This is a genomic window from Achromobacter mucicolens, from assembly GCF_029866465.1.
Lineage (GTDB): Bacteria > Pseudomonadota > Gammaproteobacteria > Burkholderiales > Burkholderiaceae_B > Achromobacter > Achromobacter mucicolens.
In genome coordinates this window covers 2,364,492-2,382,564 of record NZ_CP123364.1, presented here as the reverse complement: position 1 = coordinate 2,382,564, position 18,073 = coordinate 2,364,492, and the positions used below count along the sequence as shown (strand labels likewise).

The following is an 18,073-nucleotide window of genomic DNA, read 5'->3' as shown; positions in this document are numbered from 1 at the left end:
CTCCCGCTACTGCACGGACGTTTCATCCAGCGGCGACAGAAGTCCCCATATGCCGGACGGCAGGCCCTGCACCTTCTTGGACGAGAGCGTGTGGTACGGAATGACGGTCAGGAAGTCGATGGGCACGTCCTCGGTCACCAGGCGCTGGAACTCCGCATACAGCGCGCGGCGCTTGTCCGCGTCGGTCTCGGTGCCCGCCTGCTCCAGCAGCGCATCGACCTTCGGATTCTTGTAGGACTGCGTGTTGGTCCAGATGATGTCGCGGATGTTGGACGACATATACGTGCGGTGCACGCCGATGACCGGATCGCCCCAGTTGAAGACGATGTCGGTGGTCATGTCGAAGTCCTTGCCGGCGATGCGCTTGGCCCACGTCGGAAAGTCCGGCGACGCGCGCACCTGCACGTTGATGCCCACCTTCTTCAACTGGCTGCGCAGGTACTCGGCGACGTTCTTGCCCTGCACGTCGCTGCCCGGCATGTAGTCCACCGTGAGCGTCATGCGCTCGCCCTTGCCATCCTTCTTGAACCCGGCCTCGTCCAGCAGCTGTTCGGCGCGCTTGAGGTCCAGCGGATACTTCTTCACGTCGTCGCTGGCAAAGGGGCTGGTGCCCACGATCGGGCCATGCGCCGGCGCGGCAAAGCCCGCATTCAGCGCCTTCGTGATGAAGCCCTTGTCCGTCGCGTAGGCAATGGCCTGGCGCACCCGCACGTCGTCCAGCGGCTTGCGCGCCGTGTTGAACGCCAGCCAGCTGAGCGCGCCGATGCCTTCATAGCCCTTGCTTGTCATGACGATGGACGGATTGTCCTTGGCGCGCCGCAGGATGGTCGGCTCGGTCATGAACGGCAGCGCGCCGATATCGCCGCGCTCCAGCCCGATCAGCAGATTGGTGGCGTCGGGATTGATCTTGACCACCACGCGGTCCAGCAGCGGCTTGCCCTTCAAGAAGAACTTGTCGAACCGTTCCAGCACGATCTCCTGTCCCGGCTTGAACTCCTTGAAGACGAACGGGCCCGAGCCCACGACGTTCGCGGAGTTGCGCGGATGCGTTTTCAGGTCCTGGCCGTCGCCGTAGATGTGCTTGGGCAGCACCGGCATCAGCGCCGGCGACAGCGCCAGCAGGATTGCCGGATGCGGCTTGCTCATGCGCAGCACGGCGGTGCGCGCGTCGGGCGTGTCCACGCTTTCGACGGGCGCGAACATCGTCTGGAAGGGATGGTTCTGCTTGACCGCCATGATCGAGAACGCCACGTCCTCGGACGTCACGGGTTTGCCGTCATGAAAAACCGCATCGCCGCGCAGGTGCAGCGTCAGCGACTTGCCGTCCGGCGCCAGCTCCCACGACTCAGCCAGGTAAGGCTGCGGCTTCCAGTCGGCGTCGTAGCGCAGCGGGCTGGCAAAGAGCTGTGCGCTGGGCAGCGCGGTGGCCGTTCCCGACTGGACCGCGCCGTTCAGGTGCCGCGGCACCTGCGTGGATCCGATGACCAGCGTGCCCCCGGCCTTGGGCGCGTCCGCCGCTCCAGCGCCCCCCGCCATTGCAAACACCGACAGAATCGTGGCCAGGCCTAGTCTTGCGCTGCGCATGTGCTACCCCTTTGATGTTGTGGCGTGAACCATTCATGGATGGCTTGCGGTCTAGCGTAGTCATCCCCCGGATGCACGCTTAGTACCAAACCGCCAGACTTGGTGGTGCCAGGCTTGCCTGCGGTCACCGGCCGATGGCGTGCGCGTGCAGCGCCGCGACGGCGCAACTGTTCACCCGCGCTTCCATCGAATCGGACCGGCTCGTCAACAGCACCGGCACCCGCGTGCCCAGCACCAGGCCCGCCGCGCCGGCGCCCGCCAGCCACGTGAGCTCCTTGTAGAGCATGTTGCCGGCCTCGATGTCGGGCACCAGCAGGATGTCGGCGTCGCCCGCCACGCGCGACACGATGCCTTTCTGATCGGCAGCCTCGCGCGAGATGGCATTGTCGAAGGCCAGCGGCCCATCGATGTCCCCGCCCCGGATCTGCTGGCGGTCCGCCATCTTGGACAGCGCGGCCGCATCCAGCGTGGCCGGCATCGCCGGGTTGACCGATTCGGTGGCGCACAGCACCGCAACCTTGGGCCGTTCCACGCCGAGGGCGCGCGCCAGATCAATGGCGTTCTGCGCGATGTCCGCCTTTTCCTGCAAGGTGGGCGCGATGTTGACGGCCGCGTCGGTCAGGATCAGCAGCTTCGGGTAGGCCGCCACCGCCATCACGAAGGCGTGGCTGATGCGCCGGCCCGTGCGCAGGCCCGATTCGCGCGTCACCACCGCCGACATGAAGTGATCGGTGTGCAGGCTGCCCTTCATCAGCATGCGGACCGCGCCGTCACGCGCCAGCGCCGCGGCCGCGCGTGCGGCCGCAAGCTCATCGTCTGGCGTGTCGACGATCTCCATGGAACCCGCGCGTATGCCTTCCTGCGCCATCAGCGTGGCCATGCGGTCCGCGGGCCCGACCAGCACGGGCTCGATGTAGCCTGCCTCGCTCGCCTCTACGGCGGCGCGCAGGCTGACGGGGCACAGCGGATACGCCACCGCGGTGCGCAGCCGCCCCGCCGCCAGCGCGGCAACGCGCAGCGGCCCGAACAAACGGTCGAATGCCATGTCTTCGCTCCTGCCGCGGCCGCGCGTGCGGCGGCCGGGTGATTGACCGGCGCGGGGCCAGGGCGTGACGCCCTGCCCCTGCCCGCGCCGGGCGCGCCGGTCAGCGTCCCACCGGCTCGATCGACAGCGGCACCTCGCCGGCCTGGAACGGCTGGTTCACGTACTTGCGGTACTTGTCCAGGAACCGCACCGGCTGCTTGAGCGCATCCCGGCGGAACGGATCGCCCAGCTCCTGGCTGACCATCATCTCCAGCACGGTGGTCTTGCCTTCAAGCTGCGCCTGGCACGCGGCCTGCAGCGCGGCGCCGACCTGGTCGGCGTGTTCCACGCGGATGCCTTCGGCCCCCATGGCGCGCGCCAATTCCGAGAAGTTGGGATTGCGCAGGTTGCTGCCCACGAAGCGGCGGCCATAGAAGTCGACCTGGTTCTTTTTCTCGGCGCCCCACTGGCCGTTGTGGAACACGACCGCGGTCACCGGGATCTGCTCGCGTACGCAGGTCAGCAATTCCTGGAAGCTCATGCACCAGGCGCCATCGCCCACATACGCCACCGCCGGGCGGTCGGGCCGGCCAAGCTTGGCGCCGATCAACGCCGGCAGCGCGTAACCGCAGTTGCCGAAACTCATGGCTGCCAGCATGGAGTTGGGCTCGTCAAAACGCAGGTAGCTGTTGGACACCGAGCAGATGTTGCCGATATCGGTGGAGACCATCACGTGCTTGGGCATCGCGCGTTCAAGCTCGCGCAGCATGCGGCGCGGGTGCATGCGCCCGCCGCCCTGCTCGATGATGTCCAGGCTCCAGTCGTCGCGCTCGTGCGACCAGCTGTCCAGTTCCTGTTCCCACTCGGCCTTCTGGGCAGAGATCTCGCTGGCGCGCTGATCCTTGGTGCGCACGCAGGCCACGTCGCGACCCTGCAGCTTGGCCGTCAGCGCGGCGGCGGCCGGCTTGGCGTCGCCGCAGATGCCCACGGACACCGGTCGCACCAGGCCCAGCATGCGATGGTCGGCGTCGACCTGGATGATGCGGGCATTCTGCGGCCAGTATTCCAGCCCGTGTTGCGGCAGCGTGCCGAAGGGCCCCAGGCGGGTGCCCAGCGCCAGCACCACGTCCGCCTGCGACAGCAGCTTCATGCCGGCCTTGGCGCCCTGGTAGCCCAGCGGCCCGCACCACAGCGGATGGCTGGCCGGGAACGCATCGTTGTGCAGATAGCTGGTCACCACCGGCGCGCCCAAGAGCTCGGCCAGCGCCACGCATTCCCCCTGCCCGTCCGAGAACAACACGCCGCCGCCCGCCACGATGACCGGGAACTTGGCCTCGGCCAGCATGCGCGCCGCGGCTTCCAGGTCCTCTTCGGAGCCCGGCCCGCGCCGGATGCGGCGCGGCTCAGGGATGGCCACGTCGATTTCGCCGTAGAAATAGTCGCGCGGAATGTTCAGCTGCGCGGGGCCGCGTTCGGCCATCGCATTGTCGAACGCCTTGGCCGTGAACTCGGCCATGCGATCCGGGCGGTTCACGTGCGCCTGGTACTTCGTGATGCGCGAGAAGATCGGCAGCTGCTCGGTCTCCTGGAAGCCGCCCAGCCCCATGCCCGACGTGCCGGTCTCGGGCGTGATCGCCACCACCGGGCTGTGCGCCCAATACGCCGCCGCCACGCCCGTCACGAAGTTGGTGATGCCGGGACCGTTTTGTGCAATGCACACGCCGTGCCGGCCGGTCACGCGCGAATAGCCGTCGGCCATGTGCGCCGCGCCCTGTTCGTGCACCGTCGGCACGAAGCGGATGCCGGCCGCGGGAAACAGGTCCAGCGCATCCATGAAGGCCGAACCGACGATGCCGAAAACATCCTTGACGCCCTGCGCGACCAGCGTTTCCACAAACGCTTCGCTGGGGGTCATGTGTTGCTTGCTGCTCATGGTCTCTCTCCTGGCATGCCGGCGCTCGTCCGATTGCTAGTTGGCCGGTGTGATCCGATACTGCGCCAGAAATCCCTCCCTTCCCACCCCCGGGCGTTCCATTTTCTGCATTTTCTGTGCGACGATGGGCAGCCGACCGCCAATTCTTCAATTATTGAAAGATGAAAGACGAATCCTCCGCCGCCCTGCGCGCGCTGACGCTGCTGGAACAGGTTGCCCGTTCGTCCCAGCCCGTCTCGCTGGCCGAACTGACCGAGGCCACCGGCCTGCCCAAACCGTCCGTCCTGCGCATCCTGTCGCGCCTGGTCGACGCCGGCATGCTGCTGCGCGAACCGGCCGGCAAAAGCTACGTCAGCGGCCCACGTCTTGGGGCGCTGGCGCGCGACACCTTGCTCAATTCACCGCTACGCGGCGAGCGCCACCGCATCCTGGACAGCCTGGTCGACGAAATCGGCGAGACCTGCAACTGCACCATGCTCGACGGCGACGAGGTCATCTACCTGGATCGGGTGGAAACCGCCTGGCCGCTGCGCGTCAATCTGCAATCGGGCTCGCGCGTGCCGCTGCATTGTTCGGCAAGCGGCAAGCTGTTCCTGGCGTACATGCGCCGCGAAACCCGCCAGCGCATGCTGGCGGCGGCCCAGTTGCCGCGCTATACGCCGAACACGCTCTGCGACGCGGCGGCGCTGGAAGAAGAACTGCGGACCATCAAGAAAGAAGGCGCCAGCTTCGACCGCGAGGAATTCCTGCTGGGCATCGTCTGCATGGCGGTGCCCATCCTGCATGGATCGCGCGCCATTGCGGCGGTGGCGCTGCATGCGCCGGTGGCAAGACTGTCGATCGACGGCGCGCGGGCGTGGCTGCCGCGCATGCAGGAAGCCGCCCGGGCGTTGGCGGGAACGTACGAGGCGTACGCCTAGTCCGGACGATTCACGCGTCCGGGTCCTTCCTGGCCGCGCCGGCCTGCGCCCGCTCCTGGCGGCGGTTTCTCGCGCCTTCGATCTTGGCCAGCAGCGGCTGCTTTTTCTGAATGACGATTTCCAGATACCGGTCGCGCGGCAGGACGAGCCGCACCACGGTCGGCAGCGCCTCGTAGGCGCGCTCCAGCACGTCCTTGACCATGGCGTCGTCCTTGAGCTTTTCGGCCGAGACGCTGAGCAAGCCGTCGACCGTCACGCGTTCGATGGTCTGCCAATGCTGGTCCACCAGCGCGCTGCCCTTTTCGGCGGTCGCGCCCGCCAGTTCGCGGCCCTTTTCCACAGTGGCCCCGGCCAGCTCGCGGCCTTTCACCGCTGTGGCGCCCGCCAGCGCCAGGCCCTTGGCCCGCGCATTCGCGGCGGCATCGCCCAGCTGGGCTTTTGAATTTTCCAGCGCCCCGGCCGTGCGGCTGGTCAGCGCGCGCGCCTTGACGGCCGCGCCTTCGGACAGCGCCTTGAACTTGTCGAACATGATCCACCCTGACGTCAATTGGCGTTGATGATCGGGACAGGCCCGCCCCGCAGCCGGCCACCCCGTCGGTAGATCATACCGACTCAGGCTTTACACTACGCCCAACTCAGCTTTTCTCCGATCCCTGACCGGATCCGCCCCCCCGTGACCGACACCGCCTTCTCCACCCTTCCCCTCCTTCCCCCGCTGCTCGAAAACCTGAAAACCCTGGGTTTCGAACAGATGACGCCGATCCAGGCGCAGGCGCTGCCGCTCATCCTGGACCGGCGCGACGTGATCGCCCAGGCCAAGACCGGCAGCGGCAAGACGGCGGCGTTCGGGCTGGGCGTGCTTCAGAACCTGGACGTGAATCGCCTGGTTCCGCAAGGTCTGGTGGTCTGCCCCACCCGCGAACTGGCCGACCAGGTCGCGCAAGAGCTGCGGCGGCTGGCGCGCCTGATTCCCAATGTGAAGATCCTGACGCTGTGCGGCGGCGCCGCGGCGCGGCCGCAGGCCGAGTCGCTGGCCCGCGGCACGCACCTTGTGGTCGGCACGCCCGGCCGCATCCAGGATCACCTGGCACGCGGCAGCCTGGACCTGTCGGGCCTGAACACGCTGGTCCTGGACGAAGCGGACCGGATGGTGGACATGGGCTTTTATGACGACATCGTCGCCATTGCCTCGCACTGCCCCGCCAAGCGCCAGACGCTGCTGTTTTCGGCCACCTATCCCGACAACATCCGCAAGCTCAGCGCGCGTTTCCTGCGCAATCCCGCCGAGGTCAAGGTCGAGGCGCAACACGACGCCAGCCGCATCGAGCAGATCTTCTACGAGATCGACGAAGGCGAACGCCTGGACGCAGTGGCCAAGCTGCTGGCGCATTTCCGTCCCGCCTCCACGCTGGCCTTCTGCAACACCAAGATCCGCAGCCATGATCTGGTGGAACGCCTGCAAGCCGAGGGCATCAGCGCCCAGGCGCTCAATGGCGACCTGGAGCAGCGCGAGCGCGACGAAATCCTGATCCAGTTTGCCAACCAGAGCTGCGCCGTGCTGGTGGCCACCGACGTGGCCGCGCGCGGGCTGGACATCCAGAACCTGGGCGCCGTCATCAACGTGGACGTCACCAAGGACACCGAGGTCCACGTTCACCGCATCGGCCGCAGCGGCCGGGGCGACCAGAAGGGGCTGGCGCTCAGCCTGTGCTCGCCCGAGGAGATGCGCTGGGCCACCCTGATCGAGCAATACCAGGGCTCGCCGCTGAAATGGGGCGACCTCAAATCGCTGCGCCCCAAGGCGGACCGCCCGTTGCGCGCGCCCATGATCACGCTGAGCATCCAGGGCGGCAAGAAGGACAAGCTGCGTCCTGGCGACCTGCTGGGCGCGCTGACCGGCGACGGCGGCCTGACGTTCGAGCAGGTCGGCAAGATCAATATCACCGAATTCACGTCGTATGTGGCGCTGGACCGCCAGATCGCCAAGCAGGCGTTCTCCCGGATCTCCAACAGCAACATCAAGGGCCGCCGGTTCCGGATGCGCTTCCTGGAAGAATTCTGATCCGGCATGGCGGGCAGCGGTCACGCGCGGCAAAAGCTTGTGGGTTTCACACGGGCTTTGCCATAATGGCGCCGCCCGCACGCCGGTATGCTGGTTTTTTCGAAAGGCGCGGCGGGCGCGGAACCAAAGGCAAGCAGTGAGCTCCAACCTGCCCACTGTCCCCCTTAACCATCACAAGAGAAACTCACCATGATCAAGTCCGATGACACCGGCAAGCTGATCCTGCGCCTGACCCTCGGTATCCTGATTCTGCTCCACGGCCTGTTCAAGCTGACCGGCGGCGGCGTCGGCGGCATCAGCGGCATGCTGTCCTCGCATGGCCTGCCCGGCTTCCTGGCCTACGGCGTGTACATTGGCGAAATCATCGCTCCCGTCCTGCTGATCATCGGCGTCTACACCCGTCTGGCCGGTCTGATCATCGCCATCAACATGGTCGTCGCCATCCTGCTCGCCCACAGCGGCAGTATTGCCAGCATGACCAACAACGGCGGCTGGGCACTGGAATTGCAAGGCATGTACCTGTTCACCGGCCTGGCGATCGCGTTCATGGGCGCCGGCCGTTTCAGCCTGGCTGGCACCGGCGGCCGCTGGAACTGACCGCCTGCCCTGTCCGCCGCGCCACGCGGCGGACATGCAAGGCAACATCCCAAGGGACCGCGCATTCGCGGTCCCTTTCTTTTTGCGACGACTATGACGCGTTTACGGGGACATTGATACGAACGTCATCGACCGTCACGCAGGCGCAAACATCCGTCACGCGAAAGCTGTTTCGGAACCATTACAGTCCCCGAACTTGGTCCCGCCGGCATGGCCTAATTTGCATGCGCGCAGTGAAGGCGTATTTCGCGCCTTGCGCCAGGCGGGAGCCGGATGATGAAAAAGACTTTGTTGTTGATGGTGGCGATGACAAGCGCCCTGAGCGGCTGTGTGGTCGTCCCGGCGCGGCCGGCTTACTACCGGCCCGCGCCGGTCTACGCCACGCCGCATTATTACTACTACCCGGCGTACCCCGCCCCGCATTATTACTATCGCGGCTATTGAACATCGGATCTGCTGCGCCAAGGACATTCTCATGAGCCCTTCCTTCCAGATTGCCCGCTTGCGGCCGCTGGCCACCGCGGCCCTGCTGGCAGTTACCGCCACCGCCCCCGCGCTGGCCGCCGCGCAGAACGTCTACTCCACGCAGCAGGTGCCGGTTCCGTCTGCGTATCAACAACCCGCATACGACGAGGGCGATCCCGCCAACGCGAATCTGGCGCTCGTTGACCGCAGTCCCGAGCCGCCGCCGCCCCTGCCGGTCTACGTGCAGCCCCCCGCCCCCGCGGACGGCTATCTGTGGGTGCCCGGCTACTGGAGCCTCAACCGTTACGGCTTTTTCTGGGTGCCCGGCGCCTGGGTGCTGGCGCCGTATCAGGGCGCTCTCTGGACCCCGGGGTACTGGGGCTTTTCCAATGGCGTTTACCTCTGGAACCCGGGCTATTGGGGGCCGCACGTGGGTTTCTACGGCGGCATCAACTACGGCTTCGGCTATACGGGCCTGGGTTATGTGGGCGGTTATTGGAAACGCGACCGCTTCTACTACAACCGGTCCGTCACGAACGTGAACATCACCCGCGTGACGAACGTCTACAACCGGAACATCGTCGTCAATAACGTGGACAACCGCCGGGTCAGCTACCACGGCGGGCCGCAAGGCGTGCGCCGCAATGCAGACCCGCGCGAGCTGGCCGCGCGCAATGACCGCCACGCCGGCCCCACCGAGGCGCAGCGCGCCTACGTGCGCGATGCGGGCGGCAACCGCGCCCAATTCTATGAACACAACAAAGGCAAGCCGCCCCAGGCGTATGTGGATCACCCGAACAACGGCAGGCCCGGCCGGGACGCCCGCCCGCAGGGCAACAACCCGTCCGTGCCGCCCGGCGCGCAGCTCGCCGACGATCGTGGACGCGACGGCCGCCCCGGCCCGCGCCCGCGCGACCCGGCCGAGCAGCAGGACCGCCAGCAGCAGGTCCGCGACCAGCAGGCGCGCGATCAGTTGAGAAACGATCAGCAGCGCCAACAGCAGGCTCGCGAACAGCAAAGCCGTGACCAGCAGTTGCGCGACCGGCAGCAGAACGACGCGCAAGCCCAGCAGCAGTTGCGCCAGCAGCAGATGCGTGACCAGCAGGCACGCCAGCAGCAGCAACGCGATCAGCAGAACCAGCAGGACCTGCGCGAACGCCGGCAACAGGATCAACAGGCCCGCCAGCAGCGGGAACGCGACGACCAGGCGCGCCAAATGGCGCGTGACCGTCAGGAGCACGAACAACAGGCGCGCCAGAACCGCCAACAACAGCAACAGCAGCAGCAACAGCAACAACAGCAGCAGCGGGAACAGCAGCAGTCACGCCAGCAGCAGCAACGCGACCAGCCGCGCGGCAACAATGGCCGCGGCGGGCCTGACGGCGGCTGAACTGGACCCGTGCGCGCCGCGCCGCTACAGTAGACAGCTTGCCGCGGCGTTTCCGCGGCTCCAACGGGAGACACCCATGAAGCGCCTTGCCCCCTGGTTCCTCGTATGCGGCCTGATGGCCGGCACGCCGGCCCTCGCCGCGCTGCCGGTGGGCGCCGCCGCGCCGGACTTCAGCGTGCCGGCCTCGCTGGGCGGCAACGAATACACCTTCAAGCTGAAGGAAGCGCTCAAGCAAGGTCCGGTGGTGCTGTATTTCTTCCCAGCGGCATTCACGCAGGGCTGCACCATCGAAGCCCACAACTTTGCGGAGGCCACGGACGAATACAAATCGCTGGGCGCCACGGTCATCGGCGTCTCGACCGACAACATCGACACGCTCAAGAAGTTTTCCGTCAGCGAGTGCCGCAACAAATTCGCCGTCGCGGCCGATGGCGACGGCAAAGTCATGAAGGCGTACGATGCCGTGCATGACAAGCGGCCGGAATATGCGCAGCGCGTGTCCTACGTGATCTCGCCCGAAGGCAAGATCCTGTACGGATACACGAACATGAGCCCCGAGTCGCACGTGGCAAACACGATGCGCGCGCTGCGGGAATGGAAGGCCAGGCAGTAACGCCCTGGTGAGATACCAGCGTCCACAATAAGGCGCGGTCGTAAACGTACTGCTTTACGCACCGCGCCTGTCGAAGATCAGTTGAACGGCCAGACCGTCGGGTGCGTGCCGGGCGGACTGGACGGCCGGATCCAGCGCGCCGGGGTCTCCGAGAAGCGCGCCGCATGGCGCACCGCGACCAGCTCGCCAAAGCCTGATGGCGACGTCTCCATCAGGCCGTCAAAGCCCGGCATGGGACAGTCCAGCCCGCCGTCCACCCGCCCCAATCCGCGCAGCCAGTGCGCCGTCTGAGCGAGCGACACGCGCACGTGCCAGCTGCCGCCTTCGGTTGCCTGGCGCGCCAGCGCCACCTGCGCGCCAAACGCCATCAGGTAACCCGACGCGTGATCCAGGATCTGCATCGGCAACGCCTTGGGCGCCTCCTGACCGGCAGCCAACGCTTCCGCGTGGTTAAAGCCCGTGGCCGTCTGGACCAAGGAGTCGAACCCGCGCCGGTTCGCCCACGGGCCCGTCGTGCCGTACGCAGACAAAGACACATAGACAATGCCCGGACGGATGCGTGCCGCGTCCTGCGGGCCGAATCCCAGTGCGGACATGCCGCCAGGCCGATAGCCCTGCACAAAGATATGCGCGCTGCGCAGCAGGTTGCCGAGCGCGATGCGGCCATCTGCCGTGTCCAGGTCCGCCAGCACGGACAGCTTGCCGCGGCTGGTGTCGATGATGTTGTCGATATTGGGCAGTTGCGGGCTGTTGACCAGCATGACGTCGGCGCCATAGGCGGCCAGCGCGCGGCCGCACACCGGCCCGGCGATGATGCGCGTCAGGTCCAGCACGCGGATGTCCTGCAGCGGCCGCGCATTCTGCGCGTACTTCGGCAGCGGACGCGGATCGGCTTCACCGATGCGTTCGATGGTCAGCAGCGGTTGCGCGGAGACAGCCTGCCCCTGCGGATGGCGGTCCCATTCCTCAAACGAGCGCATTGCAGACACGACCATGCCGGCATCGGCCGCCACCTGCTCGAAATCCAGCGCCTTCCAGCGGCTCAGCGCGCGTTCCACGGCTTCGCGCGTGGCGCCGTCCCCGGTCGGGCAGCCCAGCAAGGCCAGCGCCCCGTCACGGTGATGCGCGAAGTTGGCGTGAATGCGCACCCAGCCGCCATCGCCGCAGCGATAGACGCCGGTGATGGGATCCCACGGATTGGGCGTGACGCCATTGATGGTGTAGTGGCTGCGGCACTCCTGCGCCGCATGCAGCATGTCCACGCTGACCTGCTGCCGGGCGCCGCCGCGCAGGTGCCAGACTTCCGCGGCAGCCAGGGCCGCGGCAGCCATGCTGGTCTGCGCGGCCGTGCCGACGGCAAATGAGGAAGGGACGACAGGATCTGCGCCGGTCAGCACGACGTGCTCAAGCGACGCGTCCGGTAAATCGACCGAACGCCAGAGCTTCTGCAAGACATCGCGGGACGTCTTGCCGGCGGGTGTACGTCCCTTCAGAAAGGACGGGCGGAGGTCCATCAGATTTCCCATAGCGTTTGCCTGCTTTAGTCGTTTACTTGCATTACATGGCGGCGTCCGCACGTGCGTCAATACACGCCACGCGCCAGCGTGTTTCATGGTTTGACGGCCAATGCCGGGCGTTTTGGCGTTCGGGGGCCGTCTGGCCCCTGCCCCTGCCAACCAGGCGCCGCAACGGGTTGCAGTGCAACACCGGTCACATCTCCTCGTAGTTTTTACATCGTCTTCCAGGCGCTTTCGCCCCGGGCCGCGCGCGTGCTCGGGATAGAATCGCAGCCTCGCCGGCGCGCCGCCCGGCCCCTGTCCCTGGAGCCTCCCCATGAACACGCTGCTCTGGCTGCGCACCGACCTGCGCATGCACGACAACGCCGCGCTGGCCGCGGCGGCCGAGGCCGGCACGGTCACCGCGCTTTTCCTGGCCGCGCCCGGACAATGGCGCCAGCATGGCGACGCCCCGGCCAAGGTGGATTTCTGGCTGCGCAACCTGCGCGAGCTGTCCCAGGACCTGGGACAGGCCGGGATTCCGCTCAAGCTGCTGACCGTTGACGACTGGCGCGACGCACCGCGGGCCGTGGCCGCGTTCTGCCAGGAACACGCCATCGAAGCGGTCCACGTCAACGCCGAGTGGGGCGTCAACGAACGCCGCCGGGACGACGCCGTCGCGGCCGCGCTGGCCGACATCGGCATCGAGTGGACGGTGCACCACGGCGCGACGCTGCTGCGCCCCGGCACCGTGCTGACCGGCAAGGGCGATTGCTATCGCGTCTACACGCCCTATGCCCGCACCTGCCGCGAGCGCCTGCGCAGCGCGCCGGTGCGGCCCATTCCCGCGCCCCGCGCCCAGACGCCGCCGCGCTGGAAGTCCGATCCGCTGCCGGAATCGTTCGACGGGTTCGACGCGCCCAGCGACGCCGTCCGGGCGCTCTGGCCCGCCGGAGAAGCTGCCGCCAGCGACCGGCTGGCCGCCTTTGCCGACGAGGCGATCTTCGCCTACAAGGACGAGCGCGATTTCCCCTCGCTGCCCGCCACCAGTTGCCTGTCGCCTTACTTTGCTGCGGGCGTCCTGTCTCCCGGCCAGGCGCTGCGCGCAGCGCTGGCGGCCAACCAGGGCGAGATCGACAGCGGCAAGGCGGGCGCCGCCACGTGGATCAACGAACTGCTGTGGCGCGAGTTCTACTTGCACCTGCTGGCGGCCTACCCCGCCCTGTCCATGCACCAGCCCATGAAGCCGGAGACGGCGGCCGTGCCCTGGCGCCACGCGCCCGACGACCTGGCAGCCTGGCAGCAGGGCAAGACCGGCATCCCCATCGTGGACGCCGCCATGCGCCAGTTGCTGGCCCTGGGCTGGATGCACAACCGGCTGCGCATGGTGACGGCGATGTTCCTGTCCAAGAACCTGCTCATCGACTGGCGTCTGGGCGAGGCCTGGTTCATGTCGCAGCTTGTGGACGGCGACCTGGCCGCCAACAACGGCGGCTGGCAATGGAGCGCCTCCACGGGCGCCGACGCGGTGCCCTACTTCCGCGTCTTCAATCCGTTGTCGCAGTCCCGCAAATTCGACCCGCGCGGCGTGTTTTTGCGCGAATGGCTGCCTGAACTGGCGCATCTGGACGACAAGGCCATCCACGATCCCAATCCCATGGAACGGTCCGCCGCGGGCTATCCGGAACCGATCGTGGATCTGGCGCAAAGCCGGCTGCGGGCGCTTGAAGCCTTTGGCAACCTGCCCGCCGCGTAAGCGCGTCGACCTGTGGCGGCGTTGACGTACATCAACGCCGCCGCCGCGCCCGTCCCCGATGATGCCCTCGCCCATCACAGGACGAGCGACGCATGCGCAACAACCAGCCGGTCAACGACACGGAATACGTACTCCGCGACGAGCAATACCTGATCTCCCGCACGGACTCGCGGGGCCGGATCATCTACGCCAATCCGGCGTTTGTTCACGCAAGCGGCTTTTCACGCGAGGAACTGGTCGGCGCGCCTCACAACATCGTGCGCCATCCCGACATGCCGCCGGCCGCCTTCGAAGACCTCTGGGGCACCATCCAGCGCGGCGAGTCGTGGACAGGCATGGTCAAGAACCGCCGCAAGGACGGCGGCTTCTATTGGGTGCTGGCCAACGTCACGCCCATCGTGGAACGCGGCACCACCGTCTGTTATGCCTCGGTGCGGGTCAAGCCGACCCGCCAGCAGATCGAAACGGCCGAAGCCGTTTATGCCAGCCTGCGTCTGGGCACGGCGCGCGGCACCCGGCTGTGCGGCGGTCAGGTCAAACCGGCGGGGGTGCGCGGCGTCCTGGCGCGGCTCAAACGCTGGCGCCTGACCGGCGTGCGGTCGCGCCTCCTGGCGTGGGCGGTGCTGTCCGCCTCGCTGTTCATCGGCGCGGCCGGCGCGGCCATCTACGGCATGCACGACCGCCTGAGCAGCAGCGCCCTGGCCGCGGCCGTGGCGCTGACAGCGGGCGGCGTCGCACTGATCTTCGCGTCGGGCTGGGGCTTTGCGCGCGCCATCGCCGGGCTGCTGGGCGCGGCCACCGACTTCACGCGCCAGATCGCCGCGGGCAACCTGAGCACACCGCTGCCCGGCGCCCTGACCGGGGACGAGATCGGCGAACTGAAGTTTTCCCTGGAAGTCATGCGCAAAAGCCTGGTCAGCATCACGCGCGACGTGCACGGCGGCATCGAGAACGCCCTGCAGTCGGCCGCCGACATCGCGGAGGGCAACGCCGACCTCTCGGCCCACACCGAGCGCCAGGCGGCGTCGCTCGAACAGGCGGCGGCCAGCATGGCGCAATTGGCCGTCACCGTGAGGCAAAATGCCGCCAACGCGCAGGATGCCGACGCCATGGCAAACCAGGCCAGCGATCTCGCCCGGCGGGGCGGCAATGTGGTCGACGAGGCCGCGCACGCCATGCAGGGCATCGTCCAAAGCTCGTCCCGCATCGCCGAGGTTGTCGGCATCATCGACGGCATTGCCTTCCAGACCAACATCCTTGCGCTGAATGCCGCCGTCGAGGCCGCGCGCGCCGGCGAGGCGGGCAAGGGATTCGCGGTGGTCGCAAGCGAAGTGCGCAGCCTTGCCCAGAAAAGCGCCACCGCCGCCCGCGAGATCAAGGCGCTGATCGAAAGCTCGGACGCGCGCGTCGGCGAAGGCGTGCGGCACGTCGAGCGGGCCGGCGCCAGCATGCGCGATATCGTGGAATCCGTGCAGAAGGTCACGCGCATCATCAACGAGATTGCCGCCACCTCGACCGACCAGCACGCGGGTATCGACACGGTCAGCCGCAGCATTTCGGAAACCGACAGCGCCGCGCAGGGCAACGCCGCGCGCGTCGAACAGGCCGCCAAGGCGGTTGCCAACCTGCGCACGGATGGCGCCCGCCTGCGCCACGCCATCGAGGTGTTCCGCGTGGCCAGCGCACCGGCTCCGGCCGCGGCACTGCCAGGGAACCCCGAAAGTCTCAGGCGCCCGCGGCCGCTTCCTTGTCCAGGCGCTTGATGAACACCTGCAATTCCTTGACGACCTGCTGATCTCCCCGCGCCTGGGCCGCCGCCAGCCCGGATTCCCAGGCGGCGCGGGCGCCGGGCTTGTCATTCAGCCCGAGGCAGGCCTTGCCCAGCCATTTCCAGGCGACGGAATACGTGGGATCGAAAGCCAGCGCCGCGCGCAGATGGGTGCAGGCCTCGGCAAAGCGTTCCTGCTCGGCGTAGGCCTTGCCAAGTGAAAACCGCAGCAGCAGATTGTCGGTGCCCTTGGCCAGCATCGCCTCTAGTCGCTCGATCATTCCTTCCATGCGGCGGCTCCTTTCTTTCCAGCGTCTTCGGTAAACCGCATCATAGGCCGGGCGCTGCCGCGGTGCCGCAAAGCCCCCACGCGCGTCTGCGGCGCTACACTCCCAAGTCTGCCCCAACGCCCGCGCCGATGCGCGGACGACGCCCGATTCCAGGAGCCCGCATGAGCACAATCCATGATTTCTCCGTCCGCGCCATCGACGGCACGCAGCAGTCCCTAGAGACGTACCGCGGCCGCGTGCTACTGGTGGTGAACGTTGCCTCCAAGTGCGGGTTCACGCCGCAGTATGCCGGTCTGGAAGAACTCTACCGCGCGTTCCACGACGACGGCCTGACCGTGCTCGGTTTTCCGTGTGACCAGTTCGGCCACCAAGAGCCCGGCGACGAGGCCGAGATCCGCAATTTCTGCAGCACCCAGTACGACATCACCTTTCCGCTCTTTGCCAAGATCGATGTCAACGGCCCGAACGCCCACCCGCTTTACCAATGGCTCAAGGGCGAAAAGCCGGGCGTCTTCGGCACCGAAGGCATCAAGTGGAACTTCACCAAGTTCCTGGTCGGGCGCGACGGCCGCGTGATCAAGCGCTACGCGCCCACCGACACGCCGGCCAGCCTGCGCGACGACATCACCGCGGCCCTGTCCGCCCCCGTCTAACGCAGCGGCGGCAGCCGCCGGCGCACCGTGTGCGACTTGACGATGGCGGTGTTGGTTTCGGCAAATTCGGTCACCCGCTCCAGAATGCCGTCCAGGTGCGTGATGGACCGGAGCACCATGCGGGCGATGAAGCAATCATCGCCCGTTACCTTGTCGCACTCCACGAATTCCGGAATCTGCTGGATCAGGCCCTCGACATGGCGCAACTGCCCGGGCAACGGCCGGATGCGCACAACGGCCTCCAGCGAATACCCCAGCGCCACCGGATCCACGTCCAGCGTGTATGCGCGAATTACCCCCGATTCCTCAAGCCGCCGCATGCGGTCGGCCACGCTGGGGGCCGACATGCCCACCTGCCGCGCCAGATCGGCCGTGGTGGTGCGCGCATTGGCCGACAGCATCTCAACGAGACGGCGGTCGATCCCATCCAAAACCGAACTTTCATTTTTTAGGTCGTTCTGCATAAATTCCACCCAAAGCAAGGTTGAATCGCGAAAGTGCCACGGCATGATCATATAAGCGGATGGATCCGCCTGGGATAATTTCTCCATCGAATTCCTGGCCAGATGGCCTTTGGAGAACCATCATGATCCCCTCGACCGAACGCACGGGCCTCGCGCAGATGGCGGCCGCCATGACCCTGTCGGGCACGCTCGGCGTCTTCGTTCTGGAGTCCGGGCAAAGCGCCTGGAACGTCGTTTTCTTTCGCTGCGTGTTTGGCGCCCTGTCGCTCTTTGTGTACTGCTGGGCGCGCGGCCTGCTCAAGCCGGGACTTTTTACCCCGAAAACGCTGGCCCTGGCGCTGGCCGCCGGCGCCGCGCTGGTGCTGAACTGGGTGCTGCTGTTCTCGGCCTATCGGCTGGCGTCCATTTCGCTGGCCACCGCGGTCTACAACGTGCAGCCGTTCTTCCTGATCGGGCTGGGCGTGCTGTTCCTGGGCGAGCGCCCCTCGCGCGGCAAGGTGGCGTGGTCCCTCGTCGCGTTCGCCGGCCTGCTGCTGGTGCTGCGTCTGGGCGATGGCGGCGCGGCGGGCGGCGGCGCCTATCTGACGGGTCTGATGCTGGGCCTGGGCGCAGCCGCGTTGTACGGCATCACCGCCATCATCGTAAAGCGCCTGAAGGGCATCCCCCCGCAGGTGCTGGCGCTGGTGCAGGTGACGCTGGGCGCGGTGATGCTGCTGCCGATGGCCGACTTCAATGCCCTGCCCGCCCAGCCTGTGCAGTGGGGATACCTGGTGGCGCTGGGTCTCATCCACACGTGCCTCATGTACATCCTGATGTACTCGGCCATCCAGAAGCTGCCCACCACGTCCACCGCGGCGCTCAGCTTTATCTATCCGGCCGTGGCCATCCTGCTCGACTTCGTGGTCTACGGCCACCGCATGGACGCCTCGCAGATCGCGGGCGTGGCGCTGATCTTCCTGGCCGCCGCCGCAGTCAGCCTGAACTGGACGTGGCGGCTGCCGCGCAGCCCGCGTCCGGGCGCGGTCTGACCCCAGGGCGCCGGGGCCGCGCGCGGAAAC

General features: G+C 67.1%; 17 protein-coding genes. 10 read left to right on the top strand and 7 right to left on the bottom strand.

Going from position 1 to position 18,073, the window contains the following annotated elements; translation table 11 throughout:
• Positions 1-6: 6 nt before the first annotated feature.
• From QEP15_RS10850 to xsc, 3 genes are all read right to left on the bottom strand, one after another.
• On the bottom strand, positions 7-1,584 hold the full coding sequence (locus QEP15_RS10850; RefSeq protein WP_062841340.1) for an ABC transporter substrate-binding protein: 1,578 nt from the start codon (positions 1,582-1,584) through the stop codon (positions 7-9).
• A 124-nt stretch (positions 1,585-1,708) separates the two neighbouring features.
• The gene (locus QEP15_RS10845; protein ID WP_152384227.1) at positions 1,709-2,629 is read right to left on the bottom strand and encodes a bifunctional enoyl-CoA hydratase/phosphate acetyltransferase; all 921 of its coding nucleotides are present in this window, start codon (positions 2,627-2,629) and stop codon (positions 1,709-1,711) included.
• A 100-nt stretch (positions 2,630-2,729) separates the two neighbouring features.
• Complete coding sequence (gene xsc, locus QEP15_RS10840) at positions 2,730-4,541, bottom strand: sulfoacetaldehyde acetyltransferase (RefSeq protein ID WP_152384226.1); 1,812 nt, start codon at positions 4,539-4,541, stop codon at positions 2,730-2,732.
• 161 nt (positions 4,542-4,702) lie between these two features.
• Between xsc and QEP15_RS10835 the strand changes: the two genes are divergently transcribed.
• Entirely contained in the window at positions 4,703-5,461 is a 759-nt protein-coding gene (locus QEP15_RS10835) for an IclR family transcriptional regulator (RefSeq protein ID WP_152384225.1), read from the top strand.
• 10 nt (positions 5,462-5,471) lie between these two features.
• On the opposite strand, the gene QEP15_RS10830 is transcribed toward QEP15_RS10835, so the two are convergent.
• A complete protein-coding gene (locus tag QEP15_RS10830) occupies positions 5,472-5,990 on the bottom strand; it encodes a hypothetical protein (protein WP_152384224.1) in 519 nt (172 codons plus the stop codon).
• 144 nt (positions 5,991-6,134) lie between these two features.
• Between QEP15_RS10830 and dbpA the strand changes: the two genes are divergently transcribed.
• The 5 genes from dbpA (at position 6,135) to QEP15_RS10805 (ending at position 10,588) form a co-directional block, all read left to right on the top strand.
• Positions 6,135-7,523, top strand: coding sequence for an ATP-dependent RNA helicase DbpA (gene dbpA, locus QEP15_RS10825; RefSeq protein WP_142055649.1), 1,389 nt, complete (start codon positions 6,135-6,137; stop codon positions 7,521-7,523).
• 189 nt (positions 7,524-7,712) lie between these two features.
• Positions 7,713-8,120: a DoxX family protein gene (locus QEP15_RS10820; RefSeq protein ID WP_152384223.1), complete on the top strand. Its 408-nt coding sequence runs from the start codon at positions 7,713-7,715 to the stop codon at positions 8,118-8,120.
• 273 nt (positions 8,121-8,393) lie between these two features.
• Entirely contained in the window at positions 8,394-8,564 is a 171-nt protein-coding gene (locus tag QEP15_RS10815; RefSeq protein WP_193725381.1) for a hypothetical protein, read from the top strand.
• 31 nt (positions 8,565-8,595) lie between these two features.
• Positions 8,596-9,975 carry a YXWGXW repeat-containing protein gene (locus QEP15_RS10810; RefSeq protein ID WP_152384222.1) on the top strand — a complete coding sequence of 460 codons (1,380 nt, stop codon included), beginning with the start codon at positions 8,596-8,598 and terminating at the stop codon, positions 9,973-9,975.
• 76 nt (positions 9,976-10,051) lie between these two features.
• Positions 10,052-10,588 carry a peroxiredoxin gene (locus tag QEP15_RS10805; RefSeq protein ID WP_280148767.1) on the top strand — a complete coding sequence of 179 codons (537 nt, stop codon included), beginning with the start codon at positions 10,052-10,054 and terminating at the stop codon, positions 10,586-10,588.
• Positions 10,589-10,665: 77 nt separating this feature from the next.
• On the opposite strand, the gene QEP15_RS10800 is transcribed toward QEP15_RS10805, so the two are convergent.
• Positions 10,666-12,114, bottom strand: a complete 1,449-nt coding sequence (locus tag QEP15_RS10800; protein ID WP_280148766.1) for a CoA transferase — start codon at positions 12,112-12,114, stop codon at positions 10,666-10,668.
• Between the two features lie 307 nt (positions 12,115-12,421).
• On the opposite strand from QEP15_RS10800, the gene phrB reads away from it, so the two are divergent.
• Both phrB and QEP15_RS10790 read left to right on the top strand, forming a co-directional pair.
• Entirely contained in the window at positions 12,422-13,840 is a 1,419-nt protein-coding gene (gene phrB, locus QEP15_RS10795; protein WP_280148765.1) for a deoxyribodipyrimidine photo-lyase, read from the top strand.
• A gap of 92 nt (positions 13,841-13,932) precedes the next feature.
• Positions 13,933-15,603 (top strand): methyl-accepting chemotaxis protein, encoded by a 1,671-nt coding sequence (locus QEP15_RS10790; protein ID WP_280148764.1) that lies wholly within the window; start codon positions 13,933-13,935, stop codon positions 15,601-15,603.
• On the opposite strand, the gene QEP15_RS10785 is transcribed toward QEP15_RS10790, so the two are convergent.
• On the bottom strand, positions 15,566-15,898 hold the full coding sequence (locus tag QEP15_RS10785; RefSeq protein WP_128828181.1) for a tetratricopeptide repeat protein: 333 nt from the start codon (positions 15,896-15,898) through the stop codon (positions 15,566-15,568). The genes QEP15_RS10790 and QEP15_RS10785 overlap by 38 nt on opposite strands.
• A 161-nt stretch (positions 15,899-16,059) precedes the next feature.
• On the opposite strand from QEP15_RS10785, the gene QEP15_RS10780 reads away from it, so the two are divergent.
• Positions 16,060-16,551, top strand: a complete 492-nt coding sequence (locus QEP15_RS10780; RefSeq protein ID WP_062841350.1) for a glutathione peroxidase — start codon at positions 16,060-16,062, stop codon at positions 16,549-16,551.
• Here QEP15_RS10780 and QEP15_RS10775 read toward each other — a convergent pair.
• Positions 16,548-17,015, bottom strand: a complete 468-nt coding sequence (locus tag QEP15_RS10775; protein ID WP_152384219.1) for an Lrp/AsnC family transcriptional regulator — start codon at positions 17,013-17,015, stop codon at positions 16,548-16,550. The two genes, QEP15_RS10780 and QEP15_RS10775, sit on opposite strands and share 4 nt — an antisense overlap.
• A gap of 122 nt (positions 17,016-17,137) precedes the next feature.
• Here QEP15_RS10775 and QEP15_RS10770 point away from each other — a divergent pair, with 122 nt between their 5' ends.
• Positions 17,138-18,043: a DMT family transporter gene (locus QEP15_RS10770; protein WP_152384218.1), complete on the top strand. Its 906-nt coding sequence runs from the start codon at positions 17,138-17,140 to the stop codon at positions 18,041-18,043.
• Positions 18,044-18,073: the final 30 nt, after the last annotated feature.

What these genes read in the sequence shown, in the direction of transcription:
- QEP15_RS10850 (WP_062841340.1), bottom strand. Translation starts at nt 1,584, where the DNA reads ATGCGCAGCGCAAGACTAGGCCTGGCCACGATTCTGTCGGTGTTTGCA.
- QEP15_RS10845 (WP_152384227.1), bottom strand. Translation starts at nt 2,629, where the DNA reads ATGGCATTCGACCGTTTGTTCGGGCCGCTGCGCGTTGCCGCGCTGGCG.
- xsc (WP_152384226.1), bottom strand. Translation starts at nt 4,541, where the DNA reads ATGAGCAGCAAGCAACACATGACCCCCAGCGAAGCGTTTGTGGAAACG.
- QEP15_RS10835 (WP_152384225.1), top strand. Translation starts at nt 4,703, where the DNA reads ATGAAAGACGAATCCTCCGCCGCCCTGCGCGCGCTGACGCTGCTGGAA.
- QEP15_RS10830 (WP_152384224.1), bottom strand. Translation starts at nt 5,990, where the DNA reads ATGTTCGACAAGTTCAAGGCGCTGTCCGAAGGCGCGGCCGTCAAGGCG.
- QEP15_RS10820 (WP_152384223.1), top strand. Translation starts at nt 7,713, where the DNA reads ATGATCAAGTCCGATGACACCGGCAAGCTGATCCTGCGCCTGACCCTC.
- QEP15_RS10815 (WP_193725381.1), top strand. Translation starts at nt 8,394, where the DNA reads ATGATGAAAAAGACTTTGTTGTTGATGGTGGCGATGACAAGCGCCCTG.
- QEP15_RS10810 (WP_152384222.1), top strand. Translation starts at nt 8,596, where the DNA reads ATGAGCCCTTCCTTCCAGATTGCCCGCTTGCGGCCGCTGGCCACCGCG.
- QEP15_RS10805 (WP_280148767.1), top strand. Translation starts at nt 10,052, where the DNA reads ATGAAGCGCCTTGCCCCCTGGTTCCTCGTATGCGGCCTGATGGCCGGC.
- QEP15_RS10800 (WP_280148766.1), bottom strand. Translation starts at nt 12,114, where the DNA reads ATGGGAAATCTGATGGACCTCCGCCCGTCCTTTCTGAAGGGACGTACA.
- phrB (WP_280148765.1), top strand. Translation starts at nt 12,422, where the DNA reads ATGAACACGCTGCTCTGGCTGCGCACCGACCTGCGCATGCACGACAAC.
- QEP15_RS10790 (WP_280148764.1), top strand. Translation starts at nt 13,933, where the DNA reads ATGCGCAACAACCAGCCGGTCAACGACACGGAATACGTACTCCGCGAC.
- QEP15_RS10785 (WP_128828181.1), bottom strand. Translation starts at nt 15,898, where the DNA reads ATGGAAGGAATGATCGAGCGACTAGAGGCGATGCTGGCCAAGGGCACC.
- QEP15_RS10780 (WP_062841350.1), top strand. Translation starts at nt 16,060, where the DNA reads ATGAGCACAATCCATGATTTCTCCGTCCGCGCCATCGACGGCACGCAG.
- QEP15_RS10775 (WP_152384219.1), bottom strand. Translation starts at nt 17,015, where the DNA reads ATGCAGAACGACCTAAAAAATGAAAGTTCGGTTTTGGATGGGATCGAC.
- QEP15_RS10770 (WP_152384218.1), top strand. Translation starts at nt 17,138, where the DNA reads ATGATCCCCTCGACCGAACGCACGGGCCTCGCGCAGATGGCGGCCGCC.